17 protein-coding genes are annotated in these 15702 nt (G+C 63.7%); 6 read left to right on the top strand and 11 right to left on the bottom strand.

Annotated features, from left to right (window positions below):
• Window positions 1-351: 351 nt before the first annotated feature.
• Genes secD through VKZ87_RS07415 form a run of 3 tightly spaced genes read left to right on the top strand, consistent with a single transcriptional unit; the run spans window position 352 to window position 3214 of the window.
• On the top strand, window positions 352-1851 hold the full coding sequence (secD, locus tag VKZ87_RS07405; RefSeq protein WP_324220611.1) for a protein translocase subunit SecD: 1500 nt from the start codon (window positions 352-354) through the stop codon (window positions 1849-1851).
• Window positions 1852-1862: 11 nt separating this feature from the next.
• The gene (gene secF / locus VKZ87_RS07410; RefSeq protein ID WP_324220612.1) at window positions 1863-2822 is read left to right on the top strand and encodes a protein translocase subunit SecF; all 960 of its coding nucleotides are present in this window, start codon (window positions 1863-1865) and stop codon (window positions 2820-2822) included.
• 17 nt (window positions 2823-2839) lie between these two features.
• Window positions 2840-3214, top strand: a complete 375-nt coding sequence (locus tag VKZ87_RS07415) for an Mth938-like domain-containing protein (RefSeq protein ID WP_324220613.1) — start codon at window positions 2840-2842, stop codon at window positions 3212-3214.
• A gap of 19 nt (window positions 3215-3233) precedes the next feature.
• Here the strand turns inward: VKZ87_RS07415 and VKZ87_RS07420 are convergent, their stop codons facing one another.
• Window positions 3234-3812, bottom strand: a complete 579-nt coding sequence (locus VKZ87_RS07420) for a urate hydroxylase PuuD (protein WP_324220614.1) — start codon at window positions 3810-3812, stop codon at window positions 3234-3236.
• 125 nt (window positions 3813-3937) lie between these two features.
• On the opposite strand from VKZ87_RS07420, the gene VKZ87_RS07425 reads away from it, so the two are divergent.
• Window positions 3938-4774: a phytoene/squalene synthase family protein gene (locus VKZ87_RS07425; protein ID WP_324220615.1), complete on the top strand. Its 837-nt coding sequence runs from the start codon at window positions 3938-3940 to the stop codon at window positions 4772-4774.
• Here the strand turns inward: VKZ87_RS07425 and VKZ87_RS07430 are convergent.
• Genes VKZ87_RS07430 through uvrA form a run of 5 tightly spaced genes read right to left on the bottom strand, consistent with a single transcriptional unit; the run spans window position 4771 to window position 10888 of the window.
• Entirely contained in the window at window positions 4771-5619 is an 849-nt protein-coding gene (locus tag VKZ87_RS07430) for an SDR family oxidoreductase (protein ID WP_324220616.1), read from the bottom strand. The genes VKZ87_RS07425 and VKZ87_RS07430 overlap by 4 nt on opposite strands.
• Complete coding sequence (gene trmFO / locus VKZ87_RS07435; protein ID WP_324220617.1) at window positions 5616-6983, bottom strand: methylenetetrahydrofolate--tRNA-(uracil(54)-C(5))-methyltransferase (FADH(2)-oxidizing) TrmFO; 1368 nt, start codon at window positions 6981-6983, stop codon at window positions 5616-5618. Before trmFO ends, VKZ87_RS07430 begins: the two co-directional genes overlap by 4 nt.
• Window positions 6970-7542 (bottom strand): regulatory protein RecX, encoded by a 573-nt coding sequence (locus VKZ87_RS07440; RefSeq protein WP_324220618.1) that lies wholly within the window; start codon window positions 7540-7542, stop codon window positions 6970-6972. The genes trmFO and VKZ87_RS07440 overlap by 14 nt, the downstream gene beginning before the upstream one ends.
• Window positions 7543-7556: 14 nt before the next feature.
• Window positions 7557-7961, bottom strand: coding sequence for a heme-binding protein (locus VKZ87_RS07445; RefSeq protein ID WP_324220619.1), 405 nt, complete (start codon window positions 7959-7961; stop codon window positions 7557-7559).
• A 14-nt stretch (window positions 7962-7975) separates the two neighbouring features.
• Complete coding sequence (gene uvrA / locus VKZ87_RS07450) at window positions 7976-10888, bottom strand: excinuclease ABC subunit UvrA (protein WP_324220620.1); 2913 nt, start codon at window positions 10886-10888, stop codon at window positions 7976-7978.
• Between the two features lie 110 nt (window positions 10889-10998).
• Here uvrA and ssb point away from each other — a divergent pair, with 110 nt between their 5' ends.
• A complete protein-coding gene (gene ssb, locus VKZ87_RS07455; RefSeq protein ID WP_324220621.1) occupies window positions 10999-11496 on the top strand; it encodes a single-stranded DNA-binding protein in 498 nt (165 codons plus the stop codon).
• Between the two features lie 7 nt (window positions 11497-11503).
• Here ssb and VKZ87_RS07460 read toward each other — a convergent pair whose 3' ends face one another.
• The 3 genes from VKZ87_RS07460 to mazG all read right to left on the bottom strand — a co-directional run bounded on the left by VKZ87_RS07460 (window position 11504) and on the right by mazG (window position 13179).
• The gene (locus VKZ87_RS07460; protein ID WP_324220622.1) at window positions 11504-11911 is read right to left on the bottom strand and encodes a hypothetical protein; all 408 of its coding nucleotides are present in this window, start codon (window positions 11909-11911) and stop codon (window positions 11504-11506) included.
• A complete protein-coding gene (locus tag VKZ87_RS07465) occupies window positions 11908-12213 on the bottom strand; it encodes a hypothetical protein (protein WP_324220623.1) in 306 nt (101 codons plus the stop codon). Before VKZ87_RS07465 ends, VKZ87_RS07460 begins: the two co-directional genes overlap by 4 nt.
• 141 nt (window positions 12214-12354) lie before the next feature.
• Entirely contained in the window at window positions 12355-13179 is an 825-nt protein-coding gene (gene mazG, locus VKZ87_RS07470; protein WP_324220624.1) for a nucleoside triphosphate pyrophosphohydrolase, read from the bottom strand.
• A 103-nt stretch (window positions 13180-13282) separates the two neighbouring features.
• On the opposite strand from mazG, the gene VKZ87_RS07475 reads away from it, so the two are divergent.
• A complete protein-coding gene (locus VKZ87_RS07475; RefSeq protein ID WP_324220625.1) occupies window positions 13283-13894 on the top strand; it encodes a DedA family protein in 612 nt (203 codons plus the stop codon).
• A gap of 79 nt (window positions 13895-13973) precedes the next feature.
• Here VKZ87_RS07475 and VKZ87_RS07480 read toward each other — a convergent pair whose 3' ends face one another.
• Complete coding sequence (locus tag VKZ87_RS07480) at window positions 13974-14948, bottom strand: mitochondrial fission ELM1 family protein (protein WP_324220626.1); 975 nt, start codon at window positions 14946-14948, stop codon at window positions 13974-13976.
• The gene (locus VKZ87_RS07485; RefSeq protein ID WP_324220627.1) at window positions 14942-15697 is read right to left on the bottom strand and encodes an MBL fold metallo-hydrolase; all 756 of its coding nucleotides are present in this window, start codon (window positions 15695-15697) and stop codon (window positions 14942-14944) included. Before VKZ87_RS07485 ends, VKZ87_RS07480 begins: the two co-directional genes overlap by 7 nt.
• Window positions 15698-15702: the final 5 nt, after the last annotated feature.

A 15702-nucleotide genomic window follows, 5' to 3' on the forward strand; every position in this document is an offset into this window, starting at 1 on the left:
CGGCAAGATCACCAAGGTGCATGAAGACGGCACCGTGCAGCTTGAAATTGCCGACGGCGTGAAGATCAAGATCGTCAAGGCGACGATAACCGAGGTTCGCTCCAAGGGCGGAGACATCGACGAAGACAAGGCCGAAGCCAAGGCTGGCTGAGATAGTATATCGCGGGTCACCTTCGCGGCCGGGGTCCTCCGGCAGCAACGGGTTGATGCGGACGAGGCCCGAAGGGTATTGCGATGTTGTATTTTGCTCCCTGGAAAACCGCACTGGTCATTCTGGTCACCCTGGCCGGATTGATCACGGCGGCGCCTAATCTTCTCACCCGACAGCAGCATGAAGCGTTGCCGTCATGGATGCAGCTGCCCCAGGTGAACCTTGGCCTCGATCTGCGCGGCGGATCGCACCTCCTGCTCGAGGTCGACACGTCTGCGGTGCTGCGCGAGCGGCTGGATGCTTTGGTTGAAGGGGCACGCGAGGAACTCCGCAAGGAGCGGATCGGCTATACCAACCTGGGGATCGCAAGCGGCAACACCGTCGGGCTGCGCCTGCGGGACACGGCGCAGATTGACCGCGCTCGGCAGCTGCTGGTGAAACTGGGCCAGCCGGTACAGGGCGGCGCGTTCAGTCTTGGCGCAGCACCGACGGATCTGCAGGTCGAGATCTCTTCCGACGGTGTGGTGCGCATGACCCTGTCTGAAGTGGCGGTCCGCGAGCGCGCCCGTTCGGCCGTTGCCCAGTCCATGGAGATAGTTCGCCGGCGCATAGACCAGACGGGCGTGAACGAACCCACCATTCAGGTTCAGGGCAGCGACCGCATCCTGGTTCAGCTGCCGGGTGTCGATGATCCGGATCGCATCAAGCGCTTGATCGGCACCACCGCGAAACTCAGCTTCCGCATGGTCGACACACAGGCCGACCCGTCGATGCCGCCGCCCCCGGGCTCGGAGATCCTGGAAGGAGACAAGGCGCGCAGTGGCAATGGGCCGGTCGATCGTTATGTGGTCAGGCGCAGGGTCGAGGTCGCTGGCGACAATCTGGTGGATGCACAGGCCGGTTACGACCAGCGCACCGGAGAGCCGATTGTCAGCTTCCGTTTCGACAGCGTCGGCGCCCGCCGCTTCGCCGAAGTGACGCAGCGATCGGTTGGCCTGCCGTTCGCCATCGTGCTGGACAACAAGGTTCTGAGTGCTCCGGTCATTCGTGAACCGATCCTGGGCGGGTCAGGCCAGATCAGCGGCAATTTCACCGTTGCCGAAGCCAATGATCTCGCCGTCCTGCTGCGCGCGGGCGCCCTGCCGGCGCCGCTGAAGGTGATCGAGGAGCGTGTCGTCGGCCCGGATCTTGGTGCCGATGCGATCCGCGCCGGCATTATCGCCATCATCATCGGCTTTGTAGCCGTGAATGTATTCATGATTGCCGCATATGGGCTGTTCGGCATCTTCGCCGTGATCGCGGTTTCGCTCAACCTCGTACTCATCCTCGGCGCACTGTCGAGCATGCAGGCGACGTTGTCGCTGCCCGGCATTGCCGGCATTCTTCTCACCATCGGCATGGCGGTCGATGCGAATGTTCTGATCAATGAGCGCATTCGTGAGGAGTACAAGCTCGGCAAGTCGGTGGTCGCGTCTCTGGATTCCGGCTTCAGCCGGGCATTCTCGACAATTCTCGACTCGAACCTGACGACGCTCATTGCCATGGCGATCCTGTTTGCTTTCGGCTCGGGTCCGGTGCGCGGCTTTGCGGTTGCGATCTCGATCGGCATCGTCACCTCAATGTTCACCGCCATCCTCGTCGTCCGCCAGATGATCGTGCTCTGGATGAAGTCGGCCCGGCCTAAGAAGCTTGTCGTGTGAGGACCTCGATCATGTTTCGCCTGCGCCTGGTTCCCGACAAGACCAACATCAAATTCATGAAAGGCCGCTTCGTCGGCCTTGCGGTTTCGGCTTTCCTGTCGATAGCCTCCGCCATCCTCTTCTTTTATCCGGGGCTGAATTACGGCATCGACTTCCGCGGCGGCATTCTGATGGAAGCGCGGCTGCAGCAGCCTGCTGATTTTCCGGCGCTGCGCAGCCTGCTCGGCGGCATGAATCTGGGCGAGGTAGCCTTGCAGGAATTCGGCTCGCCGCGTGATGTGCTGATCCGGATTGAACGTCAGGGTGATGACGACGCGGCCCAGAACCAGGCAGCGCAGCGGGTGCGCAGCGAGCTGACCGCCGCGTATCCGGGCACCGAAGTGCGCCGCGTCGAGGTGGTTGGCGGCAAGATCAGTGCCGAACTGTTCACGAGCGGATTAATGGCTGTCGCTATCTCGCTAGCCGGAATCGCGATCTATATCTGGTTCCGTTTCGAATGGATGTTCGCCGCGGCGGCACTTATCACCCTGTTACTCGACATTACCAAGATGATCGGCTTTTACGCCGTAACGCAGCTGCCTTTCGGCCTGACGGCGGTGGCGGCCGTGCTGACGATCATCGGTTATTCGATCAATGACAAGGTGGTCGTCTACGATCGGATGCGCGAAAATCTGCGCAAGTACAAGACCATGCCTCTGCGCGAGCTGATTGATCTGAGCATCAACGAGACGCTCTCCCGCACGATCTTTACGTCCGTGACGACTTTCCTCGCCATGATACCGCTCGCCTTCATGGGGGGCGAGGCGGTCGAGGTCTTCGCCATTGGCATGCTGTTTGGCATCGTGGTCGGCACCTCGTCGTCGATCTTCATCGCCGCACCGCTCGTGCTGCTCACCGGCGAAAAATGGCTGCGGCGGCAGAAGGCGTCTGAAACCGAGGCGAAGTCGGCGCCGGCCGCCCAGCGGCCGTAACCCGAGTCGCGGCCGCCATGGATCTGCTGCCGCGCATTCCCGCCGACCGCCAGGTCATCAATGCCTATGGCGACGGCGGCTTCCGCATCTCCGGCACACACTGGACGCAGCCCGTGCTGGTCTTTCCATCGAAAACGGTTGCCTGGCCGGTAGCCGCTTTTTCCGAACTGACGCTGGAGTCGCTCGAGCCGGTATTCGGCACCGAGCCTGTCGCCGAGCTGCTGCTGATCGGATGCGGCCCTGCCATGGCTTTCGTGCCGAAAGACCTGCGCGCGGCGGTGAGAGCGCACGGCATCGTGATCGAGGCGCTGGATACCGGTGCGGCCTGTCGCACCTACAACCTTCTCATGGGGGAAGGGCGGCGGGTGGCCGCCGCCCTGATACCCGTCTAGCCTCGCACCTGCGTCTGCCTTACCAGGCGCCGCCATTCTGCTGCGCCACCATGCAGTAGAGCATGGGCAGCGAGAGCACGAAGTTGGTGCGCGAGGCGAGCATGGCGAAACGTGCCGCCTTAGCCTTGGTCGCGTCATCGGCCGGAACGATGCCCAGCGCCTTCTTCTGACTCGGCCAGATCACGAACCAGACATTGGCCGCCATGAAGAGGCCCAGCCACATGCCGATGCCAATCGTACGGCTGCCTTCCTGCAGCATCATGGCCTGGTGCCCATAGCCGTTCAGCACGGAAAGGGTCAGTCCGGTGGCCACCGTCGCGACCGCTGCCCAGCGGAACCAGAAGAGGGCTTCCGGCGCAATGAATTTCCCGATCGCCGGCTTCAGCTCGGCGGGAATTCTGGGCATGGTCGGGATCTGCACGAAGTTGAAATACCAGAGCAGGCCGATCCAGAGAATGCCGGACAGGACGTGCAGCCAGCGGAAGAAGAAGCTGACGAAGGCCGCATCGAAGGTGCTGTGGACCAGGAAGAACAGTCCCAGCGCCAGAACGATGCCGGCGCCGATGGCCTTGTAGAGATGTTCGAGGATCCTTGTCATGATGGCACATCCCTGCTGGTGTCTGTTTTCGCCGTACCAATGCGGATGCGGCACGAATCGTTGCTGGGAGGCTATCATGATTCGTGGTAGCGAGAAGCGAGCTTGCATCCCGGGACGCCGACTCGATGGTCGATTCGTTTGACGATTACTGCGCTGCGGAAGTCCGCCGCCACGATCCCGACCGGTGGCTGACAAGCCTGTTTGCTCCGGATTCCAGGCGTCCCGCATTGCTGGCGCTGTATGCCTTCAACCTCGAGATCGCGCGGGCGCGGGAGTCCGTCACCCAGCCGATGATCGGACAGATCCGCCTGCAATGGTGGCGCGAGGCCTGGGACGGAATCATGCTCGGCCAGCCGCGCAAACATCCGGTGGTGGAAGCGCTGCACGCGCATGTTCGCCGGATCGACGCCGCCGATGCCTATGCGTTGATCGAGGCGCGGGAGCGCGACATGGATCCTGCGCCAATGGCCGACCTGCCGGCGCTGCTCGCCTATGCCGAGGCGACGTCGGCGCCGCTGATGCGCCTGGCGGCCGGGGCGCTGGGCGCCGAGCTTGCGCCGGCGCTGCTGGAGACGATCCGGAAGGCCGGAACCGCCTATGCGCTGACCGGCATCCTGCGGGCGACTCCCTTCCTGCTGGCGCAACAGCGCGTGCTGCTGCCGGCAGACCTGTTGCGCGAGGCCGGGATTGCTCCTGACAGTCTGCACCAGAAGGATCACGGCGCAGCCGTCTACAGGGTCATTGAGCGGGTGGCGGACGAGGCGCGACGGCTACTGCAGGAAGCAGGCAGCAGCCGCATCGGACGGGCGGCCTTTCCCGCGCTGCTGCCGGCCAGGCTTGCCCGGGTCTATCTGCGGCAGCTGGAACAGGCCGGGTTCGACCCGGAGGCACTCGAACCGGACCGCGGCATCACGCGGAGGCATTTCGCGTTGCTGTCCGCATCCATCACACGGCGCATCTAGCCGAAGGTTCTGCGCAGGCCTTCCGCAAGCGGCATCGGCTGAACCCCCAGGCGCTGCTTCATTTCAGAGATCGGAAAGGCCTTGTCTTCCGAGAGCCGGCGGATTTCGTCGCGCCTTATGCGTGGCAGGAACGGCAGAACGGTCGTCAGTCCGGCGGCCGCTTCGAGCAGGCGTCCGGGCAGCGGCAGGATGAGCGGCCGTTTGCCGATCGCGGCACCGACCGCGAGCACAAGGTCGCGATAGCTGACCGGTTCGGGGCCGGCCACAACGATCGGATCACCCGGCGCCTCGGACCTGAACAGCGCCGCCTCGACGCAGGCGGCAACATCCTCGACATGGATCGGCTGCAGCAGGGTGCGTCCGCCATCGGGCAGGGGGATGACACCCAGCCTGCGGATATAGGCCGCAATACGCTGCAGGTTATTCTCGGCCGCGGCGCCGTAGATCATCGTCGGATGCAGCATCACGCCGGGAATGCCCGATTGTGCCAGTGCGGCCTGCGTTGCCTGCAGCAATGCGACATTGGGATCGGGAAAGCGCGTGTAGATCCGCGTCGAGCCGAGCAGGACGATGCGCTCAACGCCGGCGGGCAGAGCCCTGAGCAGATCGACGCCGTAGCGTCCGTGCAGGCAGGAAACAAGCAACCGCGTATCCTGCAATGCAGGCGCAATCGTCTCCGGGCGTTCGGCGTCAAATCGCCGCGCATGCGGGCGCAGTTCCGGATCGAGCCTCTCCGGCGTGCGGACGACCGGAATCACCGTGACGCCACGTGCCAGCAGGCGACGGCCGACAATACGCCCCAGCTTCCCCGTGGCGCCGATCAGCGTGACCGTTGGTCCCGTCATGCGGCGGCGGCTGTTGCCGCTTGCAGCCAGCCGGTCAGATCACCCAGCGCGCGCCGGGAGAGAAAGCGCTTGCGTTCGTCCTTGCGGATGTCGCCGGGCGGTGGCGGGAAGAGGCCGAAATTGACATTCATCGGCTGGAAGGTCTTGGCATCGGCACCGCCGGTGATGTGGTTGTGCAATGCGCCCAGGGCTGTGGTCGGCGGCGGCGGTTCCTGTCTGCCACCCAGCCGTTCCGCCGCCGCCATGCGGCCGGCGACAAGTCCGATGGCCGTGCTTTCGACATAGCCTTCAACGCCGGTGACCTGGCCTGCGAAACGCAGGCGCGGCATCGCCTTCAGGCGCAACTGCGCATCCAGCAGCTTCGGCGAGTTGAGGAAGGTGTTGCGATGAATGCCTCCGAGCCGGGCGAACTGCGCGTTCTCCAGACCCGGGATCATCCGGAAAATCCGCACCTGTTCGGCATGCTTCATCTTGGTCTGGAATCCGACCATGTTGTAGAGCGTGCCGAGCTTGTTGTCCTGCCGCAGTTGCACCACGGCATAAGGCCGCCGCTGCGTGCGCGGATCAACCAGGCCGACCGGCTTCATGGGCCCGAAGGTCAGCGTGCGCGGTCCGCGCTCCGCCATCACCTCGATGGGCAGGCAACCCTCGAAATAGGGCGTGTTCTTCTCCCAGTCCTTGAACTCGGTCTTCTCGGCTTCCAGCAGGGCGGCATGGAATGCCAGGTACTCGTCCTTTTCGAGCGGGCAGTTGATGTAGTCGCCTTCTTCCTGCTGGCCGGTGCCGCCCGGCCCCACCTTGTCGTAGCGCGACTGGAACCAGGCCTTGTCCATGTTGATGCTGTCGCGGTACACGATCGGAGCGATGGCATCGAAGAAGGCGAGGCTCTGCTCACCGGTAAGATCCCGGACCGCCTCGGCCAGCGCCGGCGAGGTGAGGGGGCCGGTGGCAACGATCACGCTGTCCCAATCTTCGGGCGGCAATCCGGCGATCTCTTCGCGGCGTATTTCAATCAGCGGCTCGGCCTCGATGGCCTTCTGCACCTCGGCCGAGAAGACATGGCGATCCACCGCCAGCGCACCGCCTGCCGGTACCTTGGCGATGTCGGCGGCACGCATGATCAGGGAGTTGCAGCGGCGCAGTTCCTCATGCAGCAGGCCGACTGCATTGCTCTCCGCATCATCGGAACGGAAGGAGTTTGAGCAGACCAGTTCGGCCAGGCCGTCTCCCTGATGGGCTTCGGTCTTCCGGACGGGGCGCATTTCGTGCAGCACGACCGGCACGCCGGCGCGGGCGATCTGCCAGGCAGCCTCCGAGCCGGCAAGGCCGCCGCCGATGATGTGGACGGGTTTACTCTTGCTCATGCAACAACTCCTCGAGCGCCTCCTGGTCGGCGGCGCCCAGTACTGTCATCGTCACCGCCTGGCTGAAGCCGCGGCGGGCCAGCGCGCCCATATCCTTCTGCCGCATCGCCGATCGTTCGGCCGGATCGGTCCTGAACGGTCCAAGCTTGCGCCGGCGGGCATAGGATATGGCAGCCGGCAGATCGGAGACAGGGATATCGGCCTCGATCTGCAATCTTTCCAGAGCGGCGTCGATATCCGGTTTGGCGACCCCCTTGGCCGCAAGCGTCTGCCGGATCCGGCCCAGCGCCTTACCTTCCGCATACAGGCGCCGGACCTTGGTCTCGGCGTAGGAACGGTCGTTCAGCAGCCCGTTTCGCTGCAGCTTTTCGATCAGCGCCGCAATCCAGCCGGCCGCCTCTGCCGGCTCCGGCGTACCGTGTTCCTGGATGGAGCGGCGCACCTTGCGGTCCAGAACACGGCGCAGATTGCCGGCAGAGGAGCTGTAGCGCTCGAGATAGAAGACGGCGGCCCGTTCCAGATACTGGGGCGTGATCTTCTTCGGTCGCTTGCGCTGCATGGCCGGCGCGGCAGTCAGCCCGCCAGTGCGGCGATCCCGGCGCGGGCGATCTGCGCGTCCTGATCGGACCTCACGCCGGATACGCCGACGGCACCAATGCAGATCCCGTCGACGATGATCGGCTCGGCGCCTTCCAGCAGGACGATGCCCGGCACGGAAAGAAAGGCGTTGCGGCCGCCCGCGACGATGTCCTCGAAGGCCTTGCTGGGACGCCGGCCGAAGGCGGAGGCTTTCGCCTTGCCCTGGGCGATCTCGATCGAGGTGAGGGGTGCGCCGTCGAGCCGCTGGAAATGCAGCAGATGGCCGCCGTCATCGACAATGGCAATGCTGACCTTCCAGTCGTTCCTTTTGGCTTCCGTCTCCGCCGCCGCGGCAATCGCCTGCACATCGGCCAATGTCAGTGCCTTGCGTGTGATCATGTTTCCCCCTTTTGTCACTCGGCGGCGTCACGCCGACGGGATCTTTCGTTCTTCTTCAATGAAAGGGTCGGCGCCTGGTGGCTGCGCTGGGCCGCTGGCTTGAGATATTCCTTCAGATACTGCCCGGTATAGCTTTCCTTCACCTTGGCCACATCCTCGGGCGTGCCCTGCGCCACGATGCGGCCACCGCCATTGCCGCCCTCCGGTCCCAGATCGATGATCCAGTCGGCGGTCTTGATGACCTCGAGATTATGCTCGATCACGATCATCGTGTTGCCGGCCTCGACCAGCGTATGCAGGACCTCGAGCAGCTTGCGCACATCCTCGAAATGCAGGCCGGTGGTCGGCTCGTCGAGGATATAGAGCGTGCGCCCGGTGGCGCGCTTCGACAGTTCCTTGGCCAGTTTCACGCGCTGCGCTTCGCCGCCGGACAGGGTGGTGGCCGACTGGCCGATCTTGATATAGCCGAGACCGACCTTCTCCAGGGTCTCCAGCTTCTCGCGGATGGTAGGGACTGCCTTGAAGAATTCGGCACCGTCCTCGACCGTCATGTCGAGCACATCGGCGATCGACTTGTCGCGGTATTTGATCTCCAGCGTTTCGCGATTGTAGCGCTGGCCCTTGCAGACGTCGCACTGCACATAGACGTCGGGCAGGAAGTGCATCTCGATCTTGATCAGGCCGTCGCCCTGACAGGCCTCGCATCGGCCGCCCTTGACGTTGAACGAGAAGCGGCCCGGCGCATAGCCGCGGGACTTGGCTTCCGGCAGGCCGGCGAACCAGTCGCGGATCGGCCCGAAGGCGCCGGTATAGGTGGCAGGATTGGATCGCGGCGTGCGGCCGATCGGGGACTGGTCGATATCGACGATCTTGTCCAGCCATTCCAGGCCTTCGATCCGGTCATGGGCGCCGGGGATTTCGCGACTGTTGTTCAGCTTGCGCGAGATTGCCTTGTACAGCGTCTCTATCGTCAGCGTCGACTTGCCGCCGCCGGAAACACCGGTCACGCAGGTGAACACGCCGAGGGGAAAGTCGACCGTGATGTTCTTCAGGTTGTTGGCCCGTGCGCCGACGATGCGGATGCGCTTGTTCGGCGGCGCCGTGCGGCGCTTGGCAGGAACCGGGACGAACTTCGTGCCGGCCAGATACTGGCCCGTGACGGATTTCTTGGCGGAGACGATATCGGCAGGCGTGCCCTGGGCGATGATCTCGCCGCCATGAACGCCGGCCGCCGGACCCATGTCGATGACATGATCCGCCGTGCGGATCGCTTCCTCGTCATGCTCGACCACCAGCACCGTGTTGCCGATATCACGCAGGTGGATCAGCGTCTCGAGCAGCTTGGCATTGTCGCGCTGGTGCAGGCCGATAGAGGGCTCGTCGAGCACATAGAGTACGCCGGTCAGGCCGGAGCCGATCTGGGATGCCAGCCGGATGCGCTGGCTCTCGCCACCCGACAGCGTGCCGGACGCGCGCGCCATAGTCAGGTAATCGAGACCGACATTGACTAGGAAACCGAGGCGGTCATTGATCTCCTTCAGGATTCGCGTGGCGATATCCTTCTCCTTCGGCTTCAGCTTGCGGGTGAGGTCGAGGAACCACTGTCGTGCCTCGAGGATCGAAAGGTCGCAGATCTCGCCGATATGCCTGCCACCAACCTTGACGGCCAGGGCCTCGGGCTTGAGACGGTGGCCGCCGCAGGTTTCGCAGGCCGTCTGCGACTGATAACGCGAAAGATCCTCGCGGATCATGTCGGAATCGGTTTCGCGCCAGCGCCGCTCCAGGTTCGGCAGCACGCCTTCAAAGGGCCGCTTTACCGTGTAGCTCCGCATCCCGTCGTCATAGGTGATCGGCACGATATCGTCGCCCGAGCCGTGCAGGATCGCGTTGCGAATCTTTGCCGGCAGTTCCTTCCACTTCGTGCTCAGCGAGAACTTGTAATACTTCGCCAATCCCTCGAGGGTCTGGAGATAGTAGGGCGACGGAGTCGCGGCACGCGACCAGGGCACGATGGCGCCTTCCCGCAGGCTGAGATTGCCGTCCGGCACGACCTGGTCAGCATCGAAATACATCTTCGAGCCGAGGCCGTCGCAAGCCGGGCAGGCGCCATGCGGACTATTGAAGGAGAACAGCCGCGGCTCGATCTCCTCGATGGTGAAGCCGGAAACCGGGCAGGCAAACTTGGCCGAGAAGATGGTCCGCTCGTCCTTGTCCGCATTCTCGGCAATCGCGATGCCGTCAGCGAGGCCAAGCGCGGTTTCGATGGAGTCCGCCAGCCGGGTCTGGATGCCGTCGCGGACCACGACGCGGTCGACCACGACTTCGATGTCATGCTTCAGTTTTTTGTTGAGCGTCGGAACCTCGGCGATCTCATAGAGCTTGCCGTCCACCTTCACGCGCTGGAAGCCGCGCTTCTGCAGGTCCTGCAATTCCTTGCGGTACTCGCCCTTGCGGCCGCGCACGATCGGCGCCAGCAGGTAGAGACGCGTGCCCTCCGCCATGGCCATGACCCGATCCACCATCTGGCTGACGGTCTGGCTTTCGATGGGCAGACCCGTAGCCGGCGAGTAGGGGACGCCGATGCGGGCGTAGAGCAGGCGCAGATAGTCGTAGATCTCGGTGACGGTCCCCACCGTCGAACGCGGGTTTTTCGAGGTGGTCTTCTGCTCGATGGAGATTGCCGGGCTCAGGCCGTCGATGTGATCGACGTCCGGCTTCTGCATCAGCTCCAGGAACTGGCGTGCATAGGCAGACAGCGATTCCACATAGCGCCTCTGCCCCTCGGCGTAGATCGTGTCAAAAGCGAGCGAGGATTTGCCCGAGCCGGACAGGCCGGTCAGAACCACCAGCTTGTCGCGGGGGATGTCGACATCGACATTCTTGAGATTGTGCTCGCGCGCGCCGCGGACGGAGATGAACTTCTGCATGGTTACGCCAACTCTGAGGGATGCCGATTATTGCGCTTTACGGGACAGTTGTTCACTATGCGGGACTCGTATATTATTAGATCACTTCGGGAACGGATAGGGGTTAAGCCATGGCGGGCAGCGTCAACAAAGTCATCCTGGTCGGCAATCTGGGCCGCGACCCCGAAATTCGTACCATGCAGTCCGGCGAAGAGGTCTGCCAGCTCTCCGTCGCGACCTCGGAGACCTGGCGGGACAAGGCTTCCGGCGAGCGCAAGGAACGTACCGAGTGGCATCGCGTGGTGATCTTCAACGAGAACCTCGTGAAGGTCGCCAAGCAGTACCTGAAAAAGGGCTCGAAGGTATATCTGGAGGGTTCCCTCCAGACCCGCAAGTGGACCGACAAGGACGGTGTCGAAAAATTCACCACGGAAGTGGTTCTGCAGCGTTATCGCGGCGAGCTGACCATGCTGGATGGCCGCGGTGAAGGCGGCGGGGGCGGCGGCTTCTCGAGCGGAGACGATTACGGCTCGGGCGGCGGGTCTTCCGGCGGTTTCGGGGGTGGCAGCCGTTCCGGCGGCAGCGCGCCGCCGCGGCGCGACGATCTCGACGACGAGATCCCGTTCTGATCGTCGGCTAGCGCCGGCTTCGCAGCATCGATGCCAGAACCACCCCGGCGACCACGGCTCCGGCCACGGCGCCGATCGGGTGTTCGCGGGTGATCTGACGCCCCATCGGCAGCGCGTTCCGTACGGCATCCGTCATGGGATCAGGAACCCGCTTGGTGGCCACCGAAACAGCGGCCAGCAGCAGCCCGGCAGTAATTGCGAGCAGGATGCCTGCGGAGGCGGCTGCAGCCCATGCCGGGTTCAGAATCTGCCCGAACCCCAGGAACATAGCCCAGCCGCCGAGGAGGAAGGCTGCGACCAAAGAGGCTAGCGCAATCAGGCCCAAGGCTGCGGCAATGGCATATTGTCGCAGCTTCTGGGCCAGACTCGCCGTCTGAATGCTGCCGACGACGAGGCCGAGAAGGGTTTTGATCATTTACGCAGGAGCAGGGTGAGGACCGCGCCGGCGGCAAATGCCGCAAGCAGGCTCGTGCCCGGATGCTCGCGGACCGTATTCTCGGCCCGGGCAATGTATTCACGGCTGCGCATCCGGACATCGCTCATCAGCGTGTTCAGTCGTTCCTGCAGATGGCTCAATTCCGCTTCGGCGATGGCACCACCATCGCGCTTGGCACGATCGAGGAGCGAGCTGAGCTGGTTGCCGAGTTCCGACACCTGGGCGCGCAATTCGTTGAGGTCCGCCTCAGGGCGACCATACTGCTGATAGGTGGGTTCCATGAACACGACTCCTGTGGCTTGAGACGGTATGCAGGCGGGAGAGACGACCGGAGGAAACGCGACGAGCTATCGCGCCGGCTCAATAACCGGAACGGGAACAAAAGGTTCCCCGAAAAACGCTCTGAAGCTGATCGTGACGGTTCAGCCGGCCTTCCGCTCCAGCGCCTTGGCCTTGTCCCAGGCTTCGTCCATGGCGGTGAGGTCGCAGTCGGTCAGATTCCGACCCGATTCCTCAACTATCTGCTCCATCATGCTGAAACGACGCTCAAATTTCCGATTGGCGTTGCGCAGGCACTGTTCGGGATCCAGTTTCAGATGGCGGGCCAAGTTCGCTACAACAAAGAGAAAATCGCCAAACTCCTCTGCGATCGCCTCAGAGGCCCCAGCTGAGATTTCCTGCTCAAGTTCTTCGAGTTCTTCTCGAATTTTAGCCAAAACAGGCTTCTTGTCAGGCCAATCGAAACCGACGCGGGCGGCGCGATTTTGCAGCTTCACCGCGCGCGTCAGGGCAGGAAGGCCGGTGGTGACTCCGGCAAGGACGGTCGAGACGTCCACCGCGGCCGGCTTCGCAGCACGCTCGGCTGCCTTGATGGCCTCCCAGTTCGTGCTTACGGCTTCCGGATGATCGGCCTCAACGCTGCCGAAGACATGAGGGTGCCGGCGGACCATCTTCTCGGCAATGCTGGTGGCTACATCAGGGAATGCGAAATGGCCGGCTTCCTCGGCCATGCGGGCGTGGAAGACCACCTGCAGCAGCAGGTCACCCAGTTCATCCTGAAGAGCCGGCATGTCATTGCGTGCAATGGCATCTTCGACCTCGTAGGCTTCCTCGATGGTATACGGCGCAATGGTGGCGAAGGTCTGCTTGAGGTCCCAGGGGCAGCCACCATCCGGGTCGCGCAGCTTCGCCATGATTTCGAGAAGCTGCTGCAGGCTGGCGAGATCGTATTGGCCGGGCTGGGACATGGCGCGCACCGTAAGCTGGGGAGCGGGAGCATGCTTGGGCTCGTGCTGCCTTGCAACCCGCTGCCGCCCGAACTATTGGCCGCGCCGGCTGTTGAGGCGGCGCATGTTCGAATGGATCACCCGCATGGTGGAGGAAGGCGGCTATCTGGGCATTCTCGCCCTGATGCTGGTGGAGAACCTGTTTCCGCCGATCCCGTCCGAACTGATCATGCCCCTGGCAGGCTTTCTTGCCGCCAGAGGCGACCTCAACGCCGTGCTGGTGATGCTCTCCGGGACGGCAGGGTCCGTGCTCGGAGCGGCGGCCTGGTATGCCATCGGCCTGCGGTTCGGGCTCGCCCGGATCCGGGGCTTTGCGGCCCGGAACGGCCGTTGGCTCGGCGCCACGCCGGACGAGATCGACAGGGCCCATGACTGGTTCAACCGCCATTGCGGCAAGGCCGTGCTGGGCGGGCGCATGATCCCGGCAATCCGGTCGCTGATCTCGATTCCGGCCGGCGTGGCGCGGATGGAGCCGGGGCGGTTCCTTATCTTCACGATCATCGGTTCGGCAGCCTGGTCAGGCCTGCTGATGGCGGCCGGTTTCGTGCTGGAGGATCAGTACAGCCGGGTCGCCGGCTGGGTCGATCCGGTAGCCAAACTGGTGCTGGCCGCCATGGTCCTGACGTATCTGTACCGGGTCGTCACGTTCCGGAAGGGCGGCGGAACCGCCGTATGACCGCCGCTTCGGAGAAACCAGATTATCTGATAATGTATATTATGGAAAATAATTGATGATGTAAAACGAGCAAGTTAGCTCAAGCCCAACCGAGGCGTTGCCGGATCTCTTCCGGCACCCGGTCCATGTCGTCAATCCGGCCGTTATCCCATTGCATCAGCCGACCATCGAACCACTGGATCAGGCCGCGCTTCAGCAGGCTGTCATAGAAAATCTCGAACCGCTTCGAGCGGCCCGGCAGTTTCGCCACCAGCACCGGCTTCCCGGTCGAACAGGCTTCCGAGATCATCGAAATCGACTCACAGGTCACGATGACGGCATCAGCCAGGGCCAGATAGCCGAAGTACGGGTTCGGCCCTTTCCCATCCCATAGCACGCCCGGCAGGCTGGCCAGGCCACCCCGCAGGATTGCCGCTTCGGCCTCGCCGGTGCGGCGCGACACCGTGGCCAGCAGGCTGCAGCCCGAGCGCTGCACCATCTGCCGGAGCTGGCCGACGAAGCCCCTCATCCATTCCTCGTCGAGCGTGTAGTTCCGGTTGCTGCCGCCGACCAGTACCGCCACGCGGGGGCTCGGCAGATGCGCCAGTTCCCGGCGCAGGGCTTCGGCGCCGGCATCCAGTTTCAGTCGGGTGACCCGGTGCATCGCGCCCTGGGTCAGGATCACATTCGGGCCGCGGACCTGGTCATGCTCAGGAACCACCAGCAGCGACCAGTGGCGCGGATTGGTCCGGGGGTCCTGGGTCAGGATCGTGCGGGTCTGGCCGCCGCTGGCTTTCTTTACCGCGAGAGCGAGGATCGCCGCCTTGCGGCCGCTGGCGATCAGCAGGTCCGGCCAGGGTGGCTGGAAATTCGGTCGTGTATCCTCTGTCAGAGCGTTCAGGCTGGCGAAGAACGGATGGGTTGGCAGCAGGCCGTAAGGCCGCCGGAACGCCACTTCGAAGCCCTGCGGCAGGCTGAAGCCCCCGGTGGCGAACAGCGCTTCCGCAAGGCCGAGCGCCTGGCTCTGCATGCCGGCGGCACCGCGTTCCCAGACGGCCCAGATCGTCTTCAGCATTCGAGGATCATGCCGTCATAGGCCGGCTCGACGCCCGCGGGCAGTTCGGCGCGCAGCCTGTTGTAGTCCAGATCGATATGCATGTTGGTGAGCACGGCGCGCTCAGGCTTCACGCGCGCGATCCATTCCAGGGTCTGCGCCACATGGCTGTGCGTCGGATGCGGCGTGTAGCGCAGTGCATCGACGATCCACAGCTTCACGCCGGCCAGCACCTCGAAGGCGGCATCGTCCAGTCCGACCACGTCGTTGGAATAGGCCATGTCACCACAGCGGAAGCCCAGCGAATGGATCTTGCCGTGATCCTGCCGGAAGGGCTGCACCTCGATCTCGCCGACCGTGAACGGGCCGTCGATCAGACGCGGTTCGATGATCGGCGGATAGCCGTCGCCGGCGGTCTCGAAGCAGTATCCGAATTTCCGTTTCAGCCGCCGCATGGTGAAGTCATCGGCATAGCCGATCACCCGCCGGCCGGCCGTGTAGGCCAGAATGCGCAGATCGTCCAGGCCATGGGTCTGGTCCGCATGGTCATGGGTCCAGGCGACACCGCTGACCCAGGTCAGGCCGTTATCGAGGAACTGGTTGCGCAGATCCGGGCTGGTATCGATTAGCAGCCGGGTCTCGCCCTTCTCCACGACGATCGAACCGCGGCTGCGACGGTTCTTCGGCTCGGAGGGATCGCAGGCACCCCATTCGCCATCGATCCGCGGCACACCCGCCGACGTCCCGCATCCGAGGATGATGGTCCGCATCGTTA

It is taken from the genome of Ferrovibrio sp. (assembly GCF_035304305.1).
Classification (GTDB): domain Bacteria; phylum Pseudomonadota; class Alphaproteobacteria; order Ferrovibrionales; family Ferrovibrionaceae; genus Ferrovibrio.